The 15332-nt window shown below is 65.2% G+C and carries 19 protein-coding genes; 9 read left to right on the forward strand and 10 right to left on the reverse strand.

The genetic code is table 11. The features are described 5' to 3' along the window. The first annotated feature begins 2 nt into the window (after positions 1-2). The 3 genes from MKK62_RS05715 (at position 3) to MKK62_RS05725 (ending at position 2556) form a co-directional block, all read left to right on the forward strand. Positions 3-455 (forward strand): nitroreductase family deazaflavin-dependent oxidoreductase, encoded by a 453-nt coding sequence (locus tag MKK62_RS05715; RefSeq protein WP_240261965.1) that lies wholly within the window; start codon positions 3-5, stop codon positions 453-455. Between the two features lie 6 nt (positions 456-461). After that, positions 462-1451 (forward strand): NAD-dependent epimerase/dehydratase family protein, encoded by a 990-nt coding sequence (locus MKK62_RS05720; RefSeq protein WP_240261964.1) that lies wholly within the window; start codon positions 462-464, stop codon positions 1449-1451. Positions 1452-1554: 103 nt separating this feature from the next. Beyond that, positions 1555-2556, forward strand: a complete 1002-nt coding sequence (locus tag MKK62_RS05725; protein WP_240261963.1) for a histidine phosphatase family protein — start codon at positions 1555-1557, stop codon at positions 2554-2556. Here the strand turns inward: MKK62_RS05725 and MKK62_RS05730 are convergent. The 3 genes from MKK62_RS05730 to MKK62_RS05740 are packed head-to-tail and all read right to left on the reverse strand — an operon-like array spanning position 2531 to position 4957. Continuing rightward, positions 2531-3241 carry an MBL fold metallo-hydrolase gene (locus MKK62_RS05730; protein WP_240261962.1) on the reverse strand — a complete coding sequence of 237 codons (711 nt, stop codon included), beginning with the start codon at positions 3239-3241 and terminating at the stop codon, positions 2531-2533. The two genes, MKK62_RS05725 and MKK62_RS05730, sit on opposite strands and share 26 nt — an antisense overlap. 12 nt (positions 3242-3253) lie before the next feature. After that, the gene (locus MKK62_RS05735; RefSeq protein WP_240261961.1) at positions 3254-4159 is read right to left on the reverse strand and encodes an SDR family oxidoreductase; all 906 of its coding nucleotides are present in this window, start codon (positions 4157-4159) and stop codon (positions 3254-3256) included. Between the two features lie 12 nt (positions 4160-4171). Further along, positions 4172-4957 carry an SDR family oxidoreductase gene (locus MKK62_RS05740; protein ID WP_240261960.1) on the reverse strand — a complete coding sequence of 262 codons (786 nt, stop codon included), beginning with the start codon at positions 4955-4957 and terminating at the stop codon, positions 4172-4174. 76 nt (positions 4958-5033) lie between these two features. On the opposite strand from MKK62_RS05740, the gene echA20 reads away from it, so the two are divergent. From echA20 to ipdC, 4 genes are read left to right on the forward strand one after another with little or no spacing between them, the layout of a single operon-like run. Next, positions 5034-5789: a (7aS)-7a-methyl-1,5-dioxo-2,3,5,6,7,7a-hexahydro-1H-indene-carboxyl-CoA hydrolase gene (gene echA20, locus MKK62_RS05745; RefSeq protein ID WP_240261959.1), complete on the forward strand. Its 756-nt coding sequence runs from the start codon at positions 5034-5036 to the stop codon at positions 5787-5789. Further along, positions 5789-6673 (forward strand): cholesterol ring-cleaving hydrolase subunit IpdA, encoded by an 885-nt coding sequence (ipdA, locus tag MKK62_RS05750; protein WP_240261958.1) that lies wholly within the window; start codon positions 5789-5791, stop codon positions 6671-6673. Before echA20 ends, ipdA begins: the two co-directional genes overlap by 1 nt. Beyond that, complete coding sequence (ipdB, locus tag MKK62_RS05755) at positions 6670-7410, forward strand: cholesterol ring-cleaving hydrolase subunit IpdB (protein ID WP_240261957.1); 741 nt, start codon at positions 6670-6672, stop codon at positions 7408-7410. Before ipdA ends, ipdB begins: the two co-directional genes overlap by 4 nt. Next, the gene (ipdC, locus tag MKK62_RS05760; protein ID WP_240261956.1) at positions 7407-8471 is read left to right on the forward strand and encodes a (3aS,4S,5R,7aS)-5-hydroxy-7a-methyl-1-oxo-octahydro-1H-indene-4-carboxyl-CoA dehydrogenase; all 1065 of its coding nucleotides are present in this window, start codon (positions 7407-7409) and stop codon (positions 8469-8471) included. The genes ipdB and ipdC overlap by 4 nt, the downstream gene beginning before the upstream one ends. A gap of 10 nt (positions 8472-8481) precedes the next feature. Here ipdC and MKK62_RS05765 read toward each other — a convergent pair whose 3' ends face one another. Next, on the reverse strand, positions 8482-8859 hold the full coding sequence (locus MKK62_RS05765; RefSeq protein WP_240261955.1) for a VOC family protein: 378 nt from the start codon (positions 8857-8859) through the stop codon (positions 8482-8484). Next, complete coding sequence (locus MKK62_RS05770) at positions 8856-9557, reverse strand: DUF899 domain-containing protein (RefSeq protein ID WP_240261954.1); 702 nt, start codon at positions 9555-9557, stop codon at positions 8856-8858. The genes MKK62_RS05765 and MKK62_RS05770 overlap by 4 nt, the downstream gene beginning before the upstream one ends. Positions 9558-9637: 80 nt before the next feature. Between MKK62_RS05770 and MKK62_RS05775 the strand changes: the two genes are divergently transcribed. Both MKK62_RS05775 and MKK62_RS05780 read left to right on the forward strand, forming a co-directional pair. Continuing rightward, positions 9638-10222: a TetR/AcrR family transcriptional regulator gene (locus tag MKK62_RS05775; protein ID WP_240261953.1), complete on the forward strand. Its 585-nt coding sequence runs from the start codon at positions 9638-9640 to the stop codon at positions 10220-10222. 41 nt (positions 10223-10263) lie between these two features. Next, entirely contained in the window at positions 10264-10530 is a 267-nt protein-coding gene (locus MKK62_RS05780) for a CDGP domain-containing protein (RefSeq protein WP_240261952.1), read from the forward strand. Positions 10531-10584: 54 nt separating this feature from the next. On the opposite strand, the gene MKK62_RS05785 is transcribed toward MKK62_RS05780, so the two are convergent. The 5 genes from MKK62_RS05785 to ipdE1 all read right to left on the reverse strand — a co-directional run bounded on the left by MKK62_RS05785 (position 10585) and on the right by ipdE1 (position 15264). Continuing rightward, positions 10585-11466 carry a hypothetical protein gene (locus tag MKK62_RS05785; RefSeq protein ID WP_240261951.1) on the reverse strand — a complete coding sequence of 294 codons (882 nt, stop codon included), beginning with the start codon at positions 11464-11466 and terminating at the stop codon, positions 10585-10587. Positions 11467-11570: 104 nt separating this feature from the next. Beyond that, positions 11571-12740 carry a steroid 3-ketoacyl-CoA thiolase FadA6 gene (gene fadA6, locus MKK62_RS05790; RefSeq protein WP_240261950.1) on the reverse strand — a complete coding sequence of 390 codons (1170 nt, stop codon included), beginning with the start codon at positions 12738-12740 and terminating at the stop codon, positions 11571-11573. A 3-nt stretch (positions 12741-12743) separates the two neighbouring features. Next, positions 12744-13337 (reverse strand): TetR family transcriptional regulator KstR2, encoded by a 594-nt coding sequence (kstR2, locus tag MKK62_RS05795; protein WP_240261949.1) that lies wholly within the window; start codon positions 13335-13337, stop codon positions 12744-12746. Continuing rightward, entirely contained in the window at positions 13334-14122 is a 789-nt protein-coding gene (ipdF, locus tag MKK62_RS05800; protein ID WP_240261948.1) for a (5R,7aS)-5-hydroxy-7a-methyl-1-oxo-2,3,5,6,7,7a-hexahydro-1H-indene-carboxyl-CoA reductase, read from the reverse strand. Before ipdF ends, kstR2 begins: the two co-directional genes overlap by 4 nt. Next, positions 14119-15264 carry an acyl-CoA dehydrogenase IpdE1 gene (ipdE1, locus tag MKK62_RS05805; RefSeq protein ID WP_240261947.1) on the reverse strand — a complete coding sequence of 382 codons (1146 nt, stop codon included), beginning with the start codon at positions 15262-15264 and terminating at the stop codon, positions 14119-14121. The genes ipdF and ipdE1 overlap by 4 nt, the downstream gene beginning before the upstream one ends. Positions 15265-15332: the final 68 nt, after the last annotated feature.

The raw sequence follows: 15332 nt of genomic DNA on the forward strand, positions 1-15332 counted from the left end.
CGATGGCCAAGCCGCCGCCCGCCCTCAACTCCGCCGGCACCGGCGTCCTCATCAAGTGGATGTCCCGTCTGAACACCGCGGCGTACAAGGCGTCCGGCGGCCGGGTCGGCGGCACGTTTCTGCAAGGAGCGCCGGTCGCGCTACTGACCACCATCGGCCGCAAAACCGGGGAGCCCCGCGTCAGCCCGCTGCTTTACCTGCGCGACGGCAACCGGGTCGTACTGGTCGCCTCCCAGGGCGGCCGGGCCAACAACCCGATGTGGTACCTGAACCTCAAGGCCAACCCGCAAGTCACGGTGCAGATCAAAAAAGAGGTGCTGAAGCTGACCGCGCGCGACGCCACCGACGCCGAACGCGACCAGTACTGGCCGCAACTCGTCACGATGTACTCCTCGTTCGAGGACTATCAGTCGTGGACTGACCGAGTCATCCCGATCGTCATCTGCGATCCCTAAGGACAAATGAAGGTTCTGATCACAGGCGGCACCGGATTCGTCGGCGCCTGGACAGCGAAGGCCGTCCAAGACGGCGGGCATCAAGCTCGATTCCTCGTGCGAAGCCCCGATCGGCTTCAAACCAGCGCCGGCCAGATCGGCGTTGACGTCACCGACCACGTCGTCGGGGACATCGCCGACCCGGACAGTACTGCCTCGGCATTACGCGGGTGTGACGCCGTCATTCATTGCGCAGCAATGGTTTCCACGGATCCGGCCCGCGCCGAGGAGATGTTGCGCACCAACCTCGAGGGCGCCCGCAACGTGCTCAGTGGGGCCGCGGCGGCCAAGCTGGATCCCATCGTTCACGTGTCGAGTTTCACCGCGCTGTTTCGACCGGGCCTACCAATGCTTCATGCGGACCTGCCGGTGGTGGGTGGCTCAGACGGCTACGGGAAGTCCAAGGCGATCGTCGAAGCGTATGCGCGAGGCCTCCAAGACGCCGGCGCACCGGTGACCATCACTTATCCCGGCATGGTGCTGGGGCCGCCCGCGGGTGACCAGTTCGGTGAGGCGGCTGAAGGAGTCGAGGCAGCGGTCAAGATGCGGGCTGTGCCTGGGCGCAGCGCCGCCTGGATTGTGGTGGACGTCCGCGACCTCGCCGCCTTGCATCTCGCGCTGTTACAGCCGGGGCAGGGTCCCCGCCGGTATATGGCTGGTGGTCAACGTATTACGGTCGATCGCATCGCAGCGCTGATCGGTGCGGCTGCTCGACGCACCCTGGTAGCTGTCCCAGTTCCCGATGTCGCGCTTCGCACCCTGGGGCGCGTGTTCGACGTCGTCGGCGACTATCTACCCTTCGAGACGCCCATCGACTCCGCGGCAATGCAGTACTACACCCAGATGCCGGCCTCCGACGACGCCCCTGCCGAACGCGACCTGGGCGTCAAGCATCGGGACGCCGCGCAGACTCTTGCCGCCACAGTGGACGGATTGCGGCAGGTCGGCCGCCTGTAGCTTTTGCGGCACGTGACTCACTGATCGAAAGCTCTGATTCTCCTTAGTCATCCGGCGCTGTTCGGTTACATTGCGCTCACGTGAAGTTGCGACGGGGGGAATCATGAGGGATTCACGGCGCTTCAGACGGTCATTGATCGTTGGTCTGCTGTCGGTCGGCATGCTGTCGCTAGGCTCCGCGCCTGCCTGGGCCGACGACGAGTCGATCGTGCTGGACCTGGTTCGGCACGGTGAAACCCTGAGCAACCTCAACGGAATCATCGACACTGAGCCGCCGGGAGCCCCACTCGACGCGACCGGAGTCGCTCAGGCGAACGAGGTGGCCAACTCGATCTACGGCGTCTTCAAAGACAACATCTCAGGGTTGTTCGCCTCGGACGCGACCCGGACCCAGCAGACCGCGGAACCGCTCGCTGCTCTACTGGGTGCACTCAACAAAGGCGCCGACCCGTTCCCCGTCGAGACACTGTCCGGGCTCAACGAGATTCCCGCTGGTGCCTTCGAGGGCCAGCAGACCCTCAGCCTGGACGGAATTCTTTACCTGTTGGGTCCCCTGTCGTGGACGCTCGGCTTCCCGCTGGTGCCGAATTTCGGCGACCCGAGCATGAACGGCATCACCTTCGACGAGAGTTTCGGCTCTGCAGTGCAACACATTTACGACGGCACCGTCGGGACTGGCGACGTGACGACGAATGACGTCGCGTACTCCAGCGCGGGCGCGATCGCGGTCTGGACGCTGATGAACGTCAAAAACCCCGACTTCTCGATCATGTTCGACGAAGTAATCAACAACCAGGAATTCCTGCCCAACACCGGCCAGGTCGTGATCGAGGGCTCGCCCGGCGACTGGACGCTGGTCAGCTACGACGGCGTCGCCGTTCCTCAGGATCCGGGCCTGGGAACCGATCTGTTCGTCGACTTTCGCGACCTGATCGAGGCGCCCCAGTTTGCCTACTACGACATCTATGAGGCTCTGCTGACCGGCAACTCGACGATGATCGACAACGCGATCCAGACCGGCCTGAGTCAGGTCGATACAGCGCTGAGCCAATTCCCCGTCGAGGTGTTCAATGACATCGTCACGGCTTTCGGCGGTTCGCTCTGAGCCATTCCTGTTGTCGGCGAATGAATGTCATATCGACGACGGCGCCGTGACCGGGTACGTAGATGGCCTCGGATCCTCCGAGGGTCAGTAGTCGGTCGAGGGTCTCCGGCCAATCCTCGACGTCGGAATCGCCGTCGATCGCCGGGTCACCGGATTCTTCGAGTAGGTCGCCGGTGAACACCACGGTCGGCTCGCCAGTTACTCCGCGCGCGATCACGATCAGGTCGGCGTCGGTGTGGCCACGTCCCGGGCGGGCGATCGCAACCTGACGGTTGCCGAGGTCGATGACGGCATCATCGACCGCGTGTTGCGGCGGCCGCAGCGCAGCGATCGCGCAGTAGACCTCCGCCTCGTTAGCCCCATAGCTCAACGCGTCGTCGCGCAGACCATCAGTCTGGGCAGTCAGGCAGTCCAACACCTCTGGTGCACAGTATCTTTCGGCGTCACGGAAGACGCCGGAACCGAGCACGTGGTCGAAATGCTTGTGGGTCAAGACGACGTGACTGACGTCCTGCCCGGCAAACTCACGCACGTCGTTGCGGATCGCCTGCGCCTCGGTGAGCGTGGTACCAGTGTCGACGAGCAGTGCCCCGTTGCAACCCTGAACCACCCCAACTGTGACGTCGAGAAAAGGCAGACGGCAGCGATGAACGCTATCGGTCAGTGACTCCCAGTCGAAGTGCACGCGACTGTTGTATCAGGCTCCGTACACGGGGACCGGTTGACGCGCCTTGGCGAGCAGGTCGGCGACCACCGGCCCCAACTCGGCGGGATCCCACCGGGCGCCCTTGTCGCTTTGCGGTCCGTGCGCCCAGCCCTCGGCGACTCGGATCTTGCCGCCCTCGACCTCGAACACCTGCCCGGTGATATCGCGAGACTCCTTGCTGCCCAACCACACCACCAATGGCGAGACATTTTCCGGTGCCATCGCGTCGAAGTCGTCGTCCTGGGTGGACATCATGTCGGCGAACACGGTCTCGGTCATCCGGGTGCGGGCCGACGGCGCGATCGCGTTGACCGTCACGCCGTAGCGGCCCATCTCGGCGGCACCGACCAGCGTCATCGCCGCGATGCCGGCCTTAGCTGCGCTGTAGTTGCCCTGCCCGACGCTGCCCTGCAGGCCCGCACCGGAGCTGGTGTTGATGATCCGCGCATCGACGCTTTTTCCCTCTTTGCTGAGTCCGCGCCAGTAGGACGCAGCGTGCCGCATCGTTGCAAAGTGTCCCTTGAGGTGGACCGCGATGACCGCGTCGAATTCTTCTTCGCTGGTGTTGGCCATCATGCGGTCGCGCACGATGCCGGCATTGTTCACCAGGACGTCGAGGCCGCCGAAGGTGTCCACGGCGGTCTGGATCAGCGCGGCGGCCTGATTCCAGTCGGCGATGTTGGAGCCGTTGGCCACGGCTTCGCCTCCAGCAGCGGCGATTTCGTCGACCACACTTTGCGCCGCGCTGCCGCCACTGGCCGGGGAACCGTCCAAGCCCACCCCGATGTCGTTGACGACGACCCGGGCACCCTCCGCCGCGAAAGCCAAGGCGTGTGCGCGCCCGATACCGCCGCCCGCTCCGGTGACGATGACGACGCGGCCGTCGACTAGTCCCATTCTCGTGACTCCTTACTTGATCGAGGTTGCAGTGGTCGTGGCCAGATAGTGCGGCGGTTCGCCGCCGCCGTGCACCTCGAGCGACGCGCCGCTGATGTAGGACGCCGCGTCCGAGGCGAGAAATGCTGCGGCCCAACCCACATCGGCAGGTGTTGCCAGCCGGCCGAGCGGCACGTTCTTCGAGATCGCGGCAATCGAGTCGGCGTCGCCGTAGAACAACTCCGACTGCTCGGTCTCACACATGCCGACAACGCAGGCGTTCACCCGGACCTTCGGACCCCACTCCACGGCGAGCGTTTGGGTGAGGCTCTCTAGGCCAGCCTTGGCCGCGCCGTAGGCACCTGTCCCCGGGGACGGCCGACGGCCGCTCAAGCTGCAGATGTTGACGATCGATCCGCCGCCCGACTGGGTCTGCATGACGTCGTTGGCGTACTGGGAGACCGAGAGGGCACCGAGAAGGTTCAGTTCGATGATCTTGCGGTTGAACTTGGCGCTGGACTCCGCAGTCAAGACGAACGGCGATCCGCCCGCGTTGTTCACCACCGAGTCGAGGTGACCGTGCTTCGCGACGATTGCGTCGATCATCGCCTTGACGGCGTCGTCGTCGCGGATGTCGCAGGGGTGAAATTCGTAGGGCAGCCCGTCGACCGCACGCCGGGCGCAGGTGACAACGGTGGCACCCTGCTCGGCGAAAACGCGGCTGATCCCGGCGCCTACCCCTCGAACGCCGCCGGTCACGAGCACGACCCGGCCGGTGAGCCCAAAGCTGAACGCGGGGCCTCCGTCGGCATGAGTCACTGTGCTAGCGTACCAAGCAAGTGCTTGCTTAGGTAATCGTCCCCATCGTCCCCCAAGGAAGTGGTCGAGGATCTCGATGACAATTACGTCCCGCACCGTCGAACCGGGGATAGTCGCGGTCACCGTCGACTTCCCGCCCGTCAATGCCATCCCGTCGCGCGGCTGGTTCGAGCTCGGCGAGGTACTGACCGCCGCCGGCGACGACCCCAGCACGCACGCGGTGATCCTGCGCGCCGAGGGCCGCGGCTTCAACGCCGGCGTCGACATCAAAGAGATGCAGCGCACCGAGGGATTCACCGCGTTGATCGACGCGAACCGGGGCTGTTTCGCAGCCTTCCGCGCCGTGTACGAATGCGCGGTTCCGGTGATCGCCGCGGTCAACGGGTTTTGTGTGGGCGGCGGCATCGGTCTGGTCGGTAACGCCGACGTGATCGTCGCGTCGGACGATGCGACGTTCGGCTTGCCCGAAGTGGAGCGCGGCGCGCTCGGCGCGGCGACCCATTTGTCGAGACTGGTGCCGCAGCACATGATGCGGCGCCTATTCTTCACCGCGGCGACCGTCGACGCCGCGACCCTGCACCACTTCGGCTCCGTGCACGAGGTAGTTCCCCGCGCCGAACTCGACGAAGCCGCGCTGCGGGTCGCGCGCGACATCGCCGCCAAGGACACCCGGGTGATCCGCGCGGCGAAGGAGGCGCTCAACCTGATCGACGTGCAGCGGGTGAACTCGAGTTACCGCATGGAGCAAGGCTTTACCTTCGAGCTCAACCTCGCCGGAGTGGCCGACGAACACCGCGACGCGTTCGCCGGCACCGATAAGGGCAAGAAATAATGACGAACAAGGTCATTTCGCTCGACGACGCGGTTGCGCAGGTGCGCGACGGCATGACCATCGGCATCGGCGGTTGGGGCTCGCGGCGCAAGCCGATGGCGTTCGTCCGCGCGCTGTTGCGCACCGATGTCAAGGATCTGACCGTTGTTACCTATGGCGGGCCGGACCTCGGACTGCTGTGCTCGGCGGGCAAGGTCAAGCGGGTCTATTACGGGTTCGTGTCGCTGGATTCGCCGCCGTTCTACGATCCGTGGTTCGCCAAGGCGCGCGCTGGCGGTTCGCTGGAGGCCCGCGAAATGGACGAGGGTATGCTGCGCTGCGGGCTCCAAGCTGCGGCACAACGTCTGCCTTTCTTGCCAATTCGCGCGGGCCTGGGCAGTTCGGTGATCGACTTCTGGGAAGGTGAACTCAAGACGGTCACCAGTCCGTACCCGGCACCGGGCGGTGGCCACGAGACGCTGTTGGCGATGCCGGCGCTGAACCTGGACGCCGCATTCGTGCATCTCAACCTCGGTGACGAGCGTGGTAACGCCGCCTACACCGGCGTCGACCCCTACTTCGACGACCTGTTCCTGATGGCCGCCGAGCAGCGCTATCTGTCGGTGGAGCGCATCGTCACGACCGACGAACTGATCAAAGCCGTTCCGCCACAGGCATTGCTGGTGAACCGGATGATGGTCGACGGCGTGGTGGAGGCGCCCGGTGGCGCGCACTTCACCACCGCGGCACCGGATTACGGCCGGGACGAGAAGTTCCAGCGCCACTACGCCGAGGCTGCCGGCAGCGACGAAGGCTGGCAAACATTCGTGCAGACCTACCTGTCCGGCGGCGAAGCCGAATACCAAGCGGCCGTGCGTAAATTCGCTGAGGAGGCGTCATCGTGAGCAGCCGTGCCGAGGTCTGCGCGGTCGCCTGCGCCGACCTGTTCCGCGACGCGGGCGAGATCATGATCAGCCCGATGACCAACATGGCGTCGGTCGGCGCGCGACTGGCCCGACTGACCTTCTCCCCCGACATCCTGCTGACCGACGGCGAAGCGCAACTGCTCGCCGACACTCCGGCATTGGGCAAGACCGGCCCCGTCGAGGGTTGGATGCCGTTCGGCCGGGTCTTCGAAACCCTGGCTTGGGGCCGACGCCATGTGGTGATGGGCGCCAATCAGGTTGACAGGTACGGTAATCAGAACATCTCGGCCTTCGGCCCACTGCAGCAGCCCAAGCGCCAAATGTTCGGTGTCCGCGGGGCGCCGGGCAACGCCATCAACCACGCGACGAGCTACTGGGTCGGCAACCACTCCAAGCGAGTCTTCTGCGACAAGGTCGACGTGGTGTGTGGCATCGGCTGGGACAACATCGACAGCGCCAACCCAGCTTTCCGGTTCGCCAACACCTACCGGGTGGTGTCGAATCTCGGCGTGTTCGACTTCGGCGGCCCAGATCACACCATGCGTGCCCTCTCGCTGCATCCCGGCGTCACCGCAGACGAGGTCCGCGAGAACACGTCGTTCGAGATCCACGGCCTCGACGACGCCGACGAGTCCCGACTGCCGACCGACGACGAATTGCACCTGATCCGCGAGGTCATCGATCCGAAGTCACTGCGCGACCGGGAGATCCGATGACCAAGCTGCGGACTCCGCTGACCGAGCTGATCGGCATCGAGCACCCGGTGGTGCAAACCGGAATGGGCTGGGTCGCCGGCGCGCGACTGGTGGCGGCGACGTCGAATGCGGGTGGGCTCGGGATCCTGGCCTCGGCCACCATGACGCTCGACGAGTTGGCCGTCGCGATCGGCAAGGTCAAGGCGGCCACCGACAAGCCGTTCGGGGTGAACATCCGCGCCGACGCCGGCGATGCCGGCGATCGGGTCGAGTTGATGATCCGGGAGGGCGTCAAGGTGGCGTCATTCGCGCTGGCGCCCAAGCAGGAGCTGATCGCCAAGCTCAAAGAAGCCGGCTCTGTGGTCATTCCGTCGGTCGGCCTGGCCAAGCACGCCCGCAAGGTGGCGTCCTGGGGCGCCGACGCCGTGATCGTCCAGGGCGGTGAGGGCGGTGGCCACACCGGCCCGATCGCCACCACTCTGCTGCTGCCTTCGGTACTCGACGCGGTCAACATTCCGGTGATCGCCGCGGGCGGTTTCTTCGACGGCCGCGGCCTGGCGGCGGCGCTGTCCTACGGCGCGGCCGGCGTGGCGATGGGCACCCGCTTCCTGCTGACATCCGATTCCACCGTGCCCGACGCGGTCAAGCAGCGTTACCTGCAGTCGGCGCTCGACGGCACCGTAGTCACCACACGCGTAGACGGCATGCCGCATCGCGTGCTGCGCACCGGCTTGGTCGAGAAGCTGGAAAGCGGCTCACCCGCAAGGGGATTCGCCGCCGCGGTCGGCAATGCCGCCAGGTTCAAGAAGATGTCCGGCATGACCTGGTCGTCGATGATCCGCGACGGGCTGGCGATGCGGCACGGCAAGGACCTGACTTGGTCGCAAGTCGTGATGGCGGCCAACACCCCGATGCTGCTCAAAGCCGGTCTGGTCGAGGGCAATACCGACGCCGGCGTGCTCGCCTCCGGCCAGGTGGCCGGAATCGTCGAGGACCTGCCGTCGTGTGCGGAGCTGATCGACGCGATCGTCACCGACGCGATCAAGCACCTGCAGGCCGCAACGGCGTTCGTGGAACCCTAGCCGATCGAGGCTACGACTCCACCACCAGCAGCGTGTGCCCGGTTGGGTCGCGGAACCAGAACATCGGCGGCACCGGTTCCCCCATCCGCGCCACGTCCGCGTCGACGTCGACGCCGAGGTCCTTCATCGCTTGATGGGTGGCGTCGATGTCGTTGGTGGTCAATGTGATACCGGTGATGGTCGGCTCGACCGGCCCACTGTCCGGCGGCGGCGGCGCCAGCGCGATGCCGGCGGTGCCCTCGGGCGGATAGACCTCGATCCAGCGGTAGCCGCCGCCGAACGGAGTGTCGGTCCGCTTCTCGAATCCGAGTGATTCGTAGAACGCGACCGCCTTGTCCTGGTCGGGCGTCGGTACGCACACCAAGCTCATCGTCGTCAAGCCCGTCATCGTCGTGCTCCTTCTGGTTGAGGTTCTCCGTAGGCTCGGGCGATGTCTTGCGAGCTGCCCCAGCGGCTGTATGTCGGCGACTGTGGCCAGTCCTCCGGGGAGTGTTGCCACTCCTCCTGACGGCCATAGGGCAACAGGTCGATCAATCCAAAGGTGTACTGGATCTGCTCGGTCCCACGGCCGTTGGTGTGCCATGTGCGGTAGACGCTGTCACCGTCGCGCAGAAAGACGTTGACGCCGAAGCCGCCATTCGGCGGCGCGTCAACGTCGGCCCCGAACGAGCTGTTCGCGGTCGAATACCAGGTCATCTGATTGCCGACCCGGCGCTTGTAGGCCAACGCCTCGTCGATCGGGCCCTGCGTCACGACGACGAATCGGGCGTCGTAGTTGTCCAGAAAATCCAGTCGGGTGTACTGCGATGTCATTCCGGTGCAGCCTGGGCACTGCCACTCCTCGCCCGGAAACCACATGTGGTGGTAAACGATCAGTTGCGACGTGCCCTCGAAGACGTCCACCAGGCGGACCGGCCCGTCTTCGCCCTCGAGGGTGTAATCGGGCATGGCGACCATCGGCAGTCGGCGACGTTGGGCGGCGATCGCATCCAGCTCGCGAGTGGCCGCTTTCTCGCGGACGCGCAGCGCGTCGAGCTCGCGTTGCCAGGTCTGGTGGTCAACGACCGGAGGCAAGCCTGGGGCCACAGCGTTTCCCTTCGCATATGTTCACACCGTCAACATGATAATGTTCACACCGTACACTTTTGCTCCGAGAAGGGTCAAGCGTGACCTCGAAGACCGGCTACCACCACGGTGACCTGAGTACCGCGCTGGTCGACGCTGGCTTGCACCTCACCCGAAGCGGCGGCCCGGAGGCACTGACGATTCGGGAAGCAACTCGGCGCGTTGGGGTTTCGCCGAACGCTGCCTACCGACACTTCGTCGACCGCGAGGCGCTACTCGGCGCGGTGGCGACCGCGATCCAGCATCGGATGGCGGCGCGAATGGCACATGGACGGGTAGCGACCGCCCGCGACCAGCTGCACGCGGTCGGTCTGGGCTACATCAAGTTCGCGCTGGACGAGCCGGGTTGGTTCACGGTGGCATTCTTCAGCCCTGGCGTACCGACCGAGACATCGTTAGCGCCACCGTATCTGGCGTTGGTCGACGCGCTCGACGCGATGGCAAACGACGGAACCCTGTCGCCTGATCGCCGCGCCGGCGCCGAGTGGCCGTGCTGGTCCGCGGTACACGGATTCGCCGAGCTGGCGCTGCGCGGACCGCTGCGGCATGCGCCGCGCCGTGACGTCGACGCCCTAGCTGCGCGCGCCGTGGACGACATCATCGCCGGTGTTGTCCGCCAAGCGTGAAAAGCAGCCACACGGCGCCGGCGGCGGGCTAACGTCGAGACATGAATCGCTGCATCGTCGGAGTAGCTACTGCCCTGCTCGTAGCGGGCGGCCTGGTCGAGGCCGCGCCACCGGCCCAGGCCGGCTGCATTCCTGCCCCCGGCGTGATCAACAAGTGCGACGGGCCCATCCAGCCCGACGGCACCTGGCAGCGTTGTGTGATGACGACTCACCTGTCCTACCAGGGCGCCAGTTCGTTCCTGATACCCGAAAAGAGTTGCGACACGATCGGACCCGGTGTGGGCGACCCACCGGGCCACATTGATTGAGCCTGGCCCACTGTGAATCTCACGACACAACACGCCGGTGGCGCGTCGTCAAGTTCACAGTCGGCTGCCGGGCTGCCACCCAGCTGTTCGCATTGCCGCCTCTACACGGGCAATCAGCGTGCCCTGCCGGTACCTGAGCAACTCGCTACTTACCCGGACAATCACCCAGCCCAAGTCGAGTAAAGCGCTATACCTGTCGATGTCTCGGTCGCGCTGTTTTGCATCGGTCCAGTGTTGAGGACCGTCATACTCGATGCCGACGCGCAGGTCTTCATAGCCCATGTCGATACGCGCAACAAACTCGCCGTATTCATCGCGCACCACCACCTGCGTCTGCGGCTTGGGGAGTCCCGCACCGATCAATGCGAGCCGCGTTCGCGTCTCCTGCGGCGACTCGGCCCCACCGTCGACCAGCGGCAGGATCCGCCGCATCCGCGCGACACCACGCGCGCCGGGATGTCGAGCGATCACCGCCTCGACGTCGACATCTTTGACGTCCGTTGCGTTCGCCAGCGCATCGAGCAACTGCACTGCCATAAGGCGACTGTTTGCGCGGCGGCCGATGTCGAATGCTGTTCGCGCCGCAGACGTTACGGCGATACCGCCAACCTCAGCTACCTCCTCAGTCAGCAATGTTTCAGTGTGCACTTTGATACCGGCCGGCGGACGGCGGTTATCGAAAATCAGCTCTGCATCGAGCGTTGCGTCCACCCACTTCGCGCCCAGTAGAGCAGCGGCCGACACACCCGCCGCAACTCCCCTCCGCCGAGACCAGAGCCACGCCGCCTCCGCGCGCTGACTCGCCGTCAGGATGACGCCGCCGGGCACGTAGACACCCGGATAGATCGGAGCGTGAAGCGAGCGCATTGCCCGCTCAGGCAGCGCCTTGGCGGCCAAGACTTCCTGACCAAGAAATGGCCATTCAATTTCCGTCATGCCCGAATGCTGCCAACGGACACCGACAGTGCCGCGAGTGTGAGCGTCACGACGCGACACGCCGCTAACGTGACGTGTGATTCACACTCGCCGCAAGTAGAGGCTTACAGCCGTTCGATGATGGTGACGTTGGCGGTGCCGCCGCCCTCGCACATCGTCTGCAGGCCGTAGCGGCCCCCGGTGCGCTCGAGTTCGTTGAGCATCGTGGTGAAAAGCTTTGCGCCCGTAGCACCCAACGGGTGACCCAAGGCGATCGCTCCGCCGTTGGGATTGACCTTCTCCGGGTCGGCCTTGATCTCCTTGAGCCAAGCCAGCACCACGGGAGCAAAAGCCTCGTTGATCTCGACGACGTCGATGTCGTCGATGGACAGCCCGGTCTTCTCCAGCGCGTAACGAGTGGCCGGAATCGGTCCGGTGAGCATGAACACCGGGTCGGCGGCGCGGGCGCTGATGTGGTGAATGCGGGCCCGCGGCGTCAGATTGTGGTCCTTCACCGCCTGCTCTGAGGCGAGCAGCACCGCGCTTGCGCCATCGGAGATCTGGCTGGCCATCGCGGCGGTCAGACGACCCCCTTCGACCAGCGGCTTGAGGCTGGCCAGCTTTTCCGGCGACGATTCACGCGGACCCTCGTCGACCCGGAACGCGCCGTGTTCGGTTTCCACAGCGATGATTTCGTTGTCGAAGTGGCCGCCGCGGATCGCACCGAAGGCGCGCTCGTGGCTCGTCAGCGCGTACTGCTCCATCTCCTCGCGAGACAGGTTCCACTTCTCGGCGATCAACTCCGAGCCGCGGAATTGCGAGATCTCCTGGTCGCCGTAGCGGTGCAGCCACTGCTTGGATTCGTTCGTGGGCGAGGTGAAGCCGAACTGCTCGCCGACAGTCATCGCCGACGAGATCGGGATCTGGCTCATGTTCTGCACTCCGCCCGCGACGATCACGTCCGCGGTGCCTGCCATAATGGCCTGTGCGCCAAAGGAAATGGCCTGCTGGCTCGATCCGCACTGCCGGTCGACCGTGACGCCGGGGACCTCCTCGGGATAGCCCGCCGCCAACCAGGAAAGCCGCGCGATGTTGCCGGCCTGAGCGCCGATCGCGTCGACACAGCCGGCGATCACGTCGTCGACGGCGACGGGGTCGATGTCCACTCGGTCGAGCAGTCCACGCCACCCGAGCGCGCCCAGGTCGACGGGATGCACACCCGCCAGCGACCCATTGCGCTTGCCCACTGCGGTGCGTACGGCATCGATGACGTAAGCCTCATTTTTTGGAGCCATGCTTCAACTTCCTTCTTTGGTAATGCCACCTAGGACGATCGCGAGATACTGCTGACCCACCTGTTGCGCGGTGAGCGGTCCGCCGGGCTGATACCAGCGGACCGACACCCAGGTGGTGTCGCGGATGAACCGATAGACCAGGTCGACGTCCAGGTCCGGTCGTAGATAACCCTCTTCGATGCCCTGATGTAGTACGTCGACCCACATCTTGCGCTGCTGCTTGTTCAGGTCTTCCAGGTAGGAGAAGCGCGGCTGGGGCAACAACCGCTTGGCCTCGTCCTGGTAGATGACGACCTGGGCGTGCCGATGCTCGATGGCGTCGAACGACGCCATGAACAGACCCTTGAGGCGATCGAGCGGATTCGGTTCCGTGTCAATGATTTCCTGATACCGGGTGAACAACCAGTCCATGAAACTCTTCAGGACCTCGTCGACCATTTCTTCTTTGGACGCGAAGTGGTGATACAGGCTGCCGGACAGGATACCGGCGCTGTCAGCGATGTCGCGCACAGTGGTGGCGCGCAAGCCGCGTTCAGCAAACATCGTCGCGGCGAGTTCCAACAACTCGTCGCGCCGGCTGTTCGTGTGCTCGCTCATGGGTGCTGACTCGACACCGAAATCACCTCTCCAGTCAGGTAACTGGAGTAATCGCTGGCTAGGAACGCGATCGTCGACGCCACTTCCCAAGGCTCGGCTGCGCGACCGAATGCCTCTCCGGCGGACAACTGGTCGAGCAGTTCGGTCGAACTGGTCTTGTCGAGAAATTTGTGCCGCGCGATGCTCGGCGACACCGCGTTGATCCGCACCCCGTACTCGACGGCTTCGATTGCGCTGCATCGAGTCAGCGCCATCACGCCCGCCTTGGCCGCGGCATAGTGCGACTGCGAGTGTTGCGCGCGCCAGCCCAGCACGCTGGCGTTGTTGACGATGACTCCGCCGTGGCCCGCGTCGCGGAAGTACCGCAACGCCGCCCGGGTGCTGCGCAGCACCGAGGTGAGGGTGACGTTGAGGACGCGGTCCCACTCCTCGTCGGTCATGTCGACCACCGGAGTCTGGCCGCCGAGGCCGGCGTTGTTGACCAAGACGTCGAGGCGACCTAATCGCGCGGTGGTCGACGAGATCAAAGCGTCGACCTGTGCGGTGGAGGTGACGTCGCAGACCACGCTTTCCACCCGACCGAGACCCAGCGAGATCAGCTCGTCGCGGGTCTCGCCGAGCCGCCGTTCGTGGTGGTCGGAGACGACGACGTCGGCGCCCTCGGCCAGGGCCCGCTTGGCGGTGGCCGAGCCGATGCCGGTGCCCGCCGCGGCCGTGACGACTACGACCTTGCCATCCAGAAGCCCGTGTCCGGCAACTTCTTTCGGCGCAACGGCTAGCGTCATCGAGCCTCCCGGGGTAGGCCGAGCACACGCTCGGCGATGATGTTGCGTTGGATCTCGTTCGATCCGCCGTAGATGGTGTCGGCGCGGGAGAACAGATACAACCGCTGCCATTCGTCGAACTCGCCGCCCGGCAACGCCAGGCCGGCCTTGCCCTGGACGTCCATCGCGATCTCGCCGAGCTCGCGATGCCAGTTGGCCCACAACAACTTCGACACGGAATCTTGACCGGGCTGCTCAGAATCCATCGTCGCCAGCGCGTAGGACCGCATCGCGCGTAGACCGGCCCAGGAACGGGTCAATCGCTCGCGGATCAACGGATCATCAGCCGCGCCAGTTTGTTTGGCGAGATCGACGAGTGAGCTGAGTTCACGGGCGTAGACGATCTGCTGACCAAGCGTCGATACGCCCCGCTCGAAGGTCAGCGTGCCCATCGCCACCCGCCAGCCGTCGCCCGGCTCACCGACCACCAGATCGGCGTCGGTGCGCGCGTCGTCGAAGAACACCTCGTTGAATTCGGAATCGCCGGTCAACTGGATGATCGGACGGATGTCCACCCCGGGCTGATCGAGCGGCACCAGCAGATACGACAGCCCGGCATGCCGCTTCGAGCCCTTCTCGGTGCGGGCCACCACGAAGCACCACTGCGCCCAATGCGCCAGCGACGTCCACACCTTCTGCCCGTTGATCACCCACTGGTCGCCGTCGAGCACCGCGGTGGTGGCGACGTTGGCCAGGTCGCTGCCGGCACCCGGCTCGGAATAGCCCTGCGACCACAACTCGGTCACGTCGAGAATTCGCGGCAGGAAGCGCCGTTGTTGCTCAGGGGTGCCGTAGGCGATCAGCGTCGGTCCCAGCAGTTCCTCGCCCAAGTGGTTGACCTTGGCGGGCGCATTTGCGATCGCGTATTCCTCGTAGAACGCCACCCGATGTGCCACCGACAGGCCACGACCGCCATGCTCGACGGGCCAGCCCAGACAGGTCAGTCCGGCCTTGGCGAGATGCTGGTTCCACACCCGCCGCTCTTCGAACGCCTCGTGCTCGCGACCCGGTCCGCCGAGGCCCTTGAGGGCGGCGAACTCACCCACCAGGTTTTCGGCCAGCCAGTCGCGCACCTCGGCCCGGAACTCCTCGACGCCTTGCACCCTAGTAGGCTAACCTACCAAGCACTTGCTTTGTTAGCCCGGCGCTAGCACACAGCACCGAGGAGTTC

This window comes from Mycobacterium paraterrae (assembly GCF_022430545.2).
GTDB classification, from domain to species: domain Bacteria; phylum Actinomycetota; class Actinomycetes; order Mycobacteriales; family Mycobacteriaceae; genus Mycobacterium; species Mycobacterium paraterrae.

What these genes read in the sequence shown, in the direction of transcription:
- MKK62_RS05735 (WP_240261961.1), bottom strand. Translation starts at nt 4,159, where the DNA reads ATGGGACTAGTCGACGGCCGCGTCGTCATCGTCACCGGAGCGGGCGGC.
- MKK62_RS05720 (WP_240261964.1), top strand. Translation starts at nt 462, where the DNA reads ATGAAGGTTCTGATCACAGGCGGCACCGGATTCGTCGGCGCCTGGACA.
- ipdF (WP_240261948.1), bottom strand. Translation starts at nt 14,122, where the DNA reads ATGACGCTAGCCGTTGCGCCGAAAGAAGTTGCCGGACACGGGCTTCTG.
- kstR2 (WP_240261949.1), bottom strand. Translation starts at nt 13,337, where the DNA reads ATGAGCGAGCACACGAACAGCCGGCGCGACGAGTTGTTGGAACTCGCC.
- MKK62_RS05715 (WP_240261965.1), top strand. Translation starts at nt 3, where the DNA reads ATGGCCAAGCCGCCGCCCGCCCTCAACTCCGCCGGCACCGGCGTCCTC.
- fadA6 (WP_240261950.1), bottom strand. Translation starts at nt 12,740, where the DNA reads ATGGCTCCAAAAAATGAGGCTTACGTCATCGATGCCGTACGCACCGCA.
- MKK62_RS05725 (WP_240261963.1), top strand. Translation starts at nt 1,555, where the DNA reads ATGAGGGATTCACGGCGCTTCAGACGGTCATTGATCGTTGGTCTGCTG.
- MKK62_RS05785 (WP_240261951.1), bottom strand. Translation starts at nt 11,466, where the DNA reads ATGACGGAAATTGAATGGCCATTTCTTGGTCAGGAAGTCTTGGCCGCC.
- MKK62_RS05780 (WP_240261952.1), top strand. Translation starts at nt 10,264, where the DNA reads ATGAATCGCTGCATCGTCGGAGTAGCTACTGCCCTGCTCGTAGCGGGC.
- echA20 (WP_240261959.1), top strand. Translation starts at nt 5,034, where the DNA reads ATGACAATTACGTCCCGCACCGTCGAACCGGGGATAGTCGCGGTCACC.
- MKK62_RS05765 (WP_240261955.1), bottom strand. Translation starts at nt 8,859, where the DNA reads ATGACGGGCTTGACGACGATGAGCTTGGTGTGCGTACCGACGCCCGAC.
- ipdC (WP_240261956.1), top strand. Translation starts at nt 7,407, where the DNA reads ATGACCAAGCTGCGGACTCCGCTGACCGAGCTGATCGGCATCGAGCAC.
- ipdA (WP_240261958.1), top strand. Translation starts at nt 5,789, where the DNA reads ATGACGAACAAGGTCATTTCGCTCGACGACGCGGTTGCGCAGGTGCGC.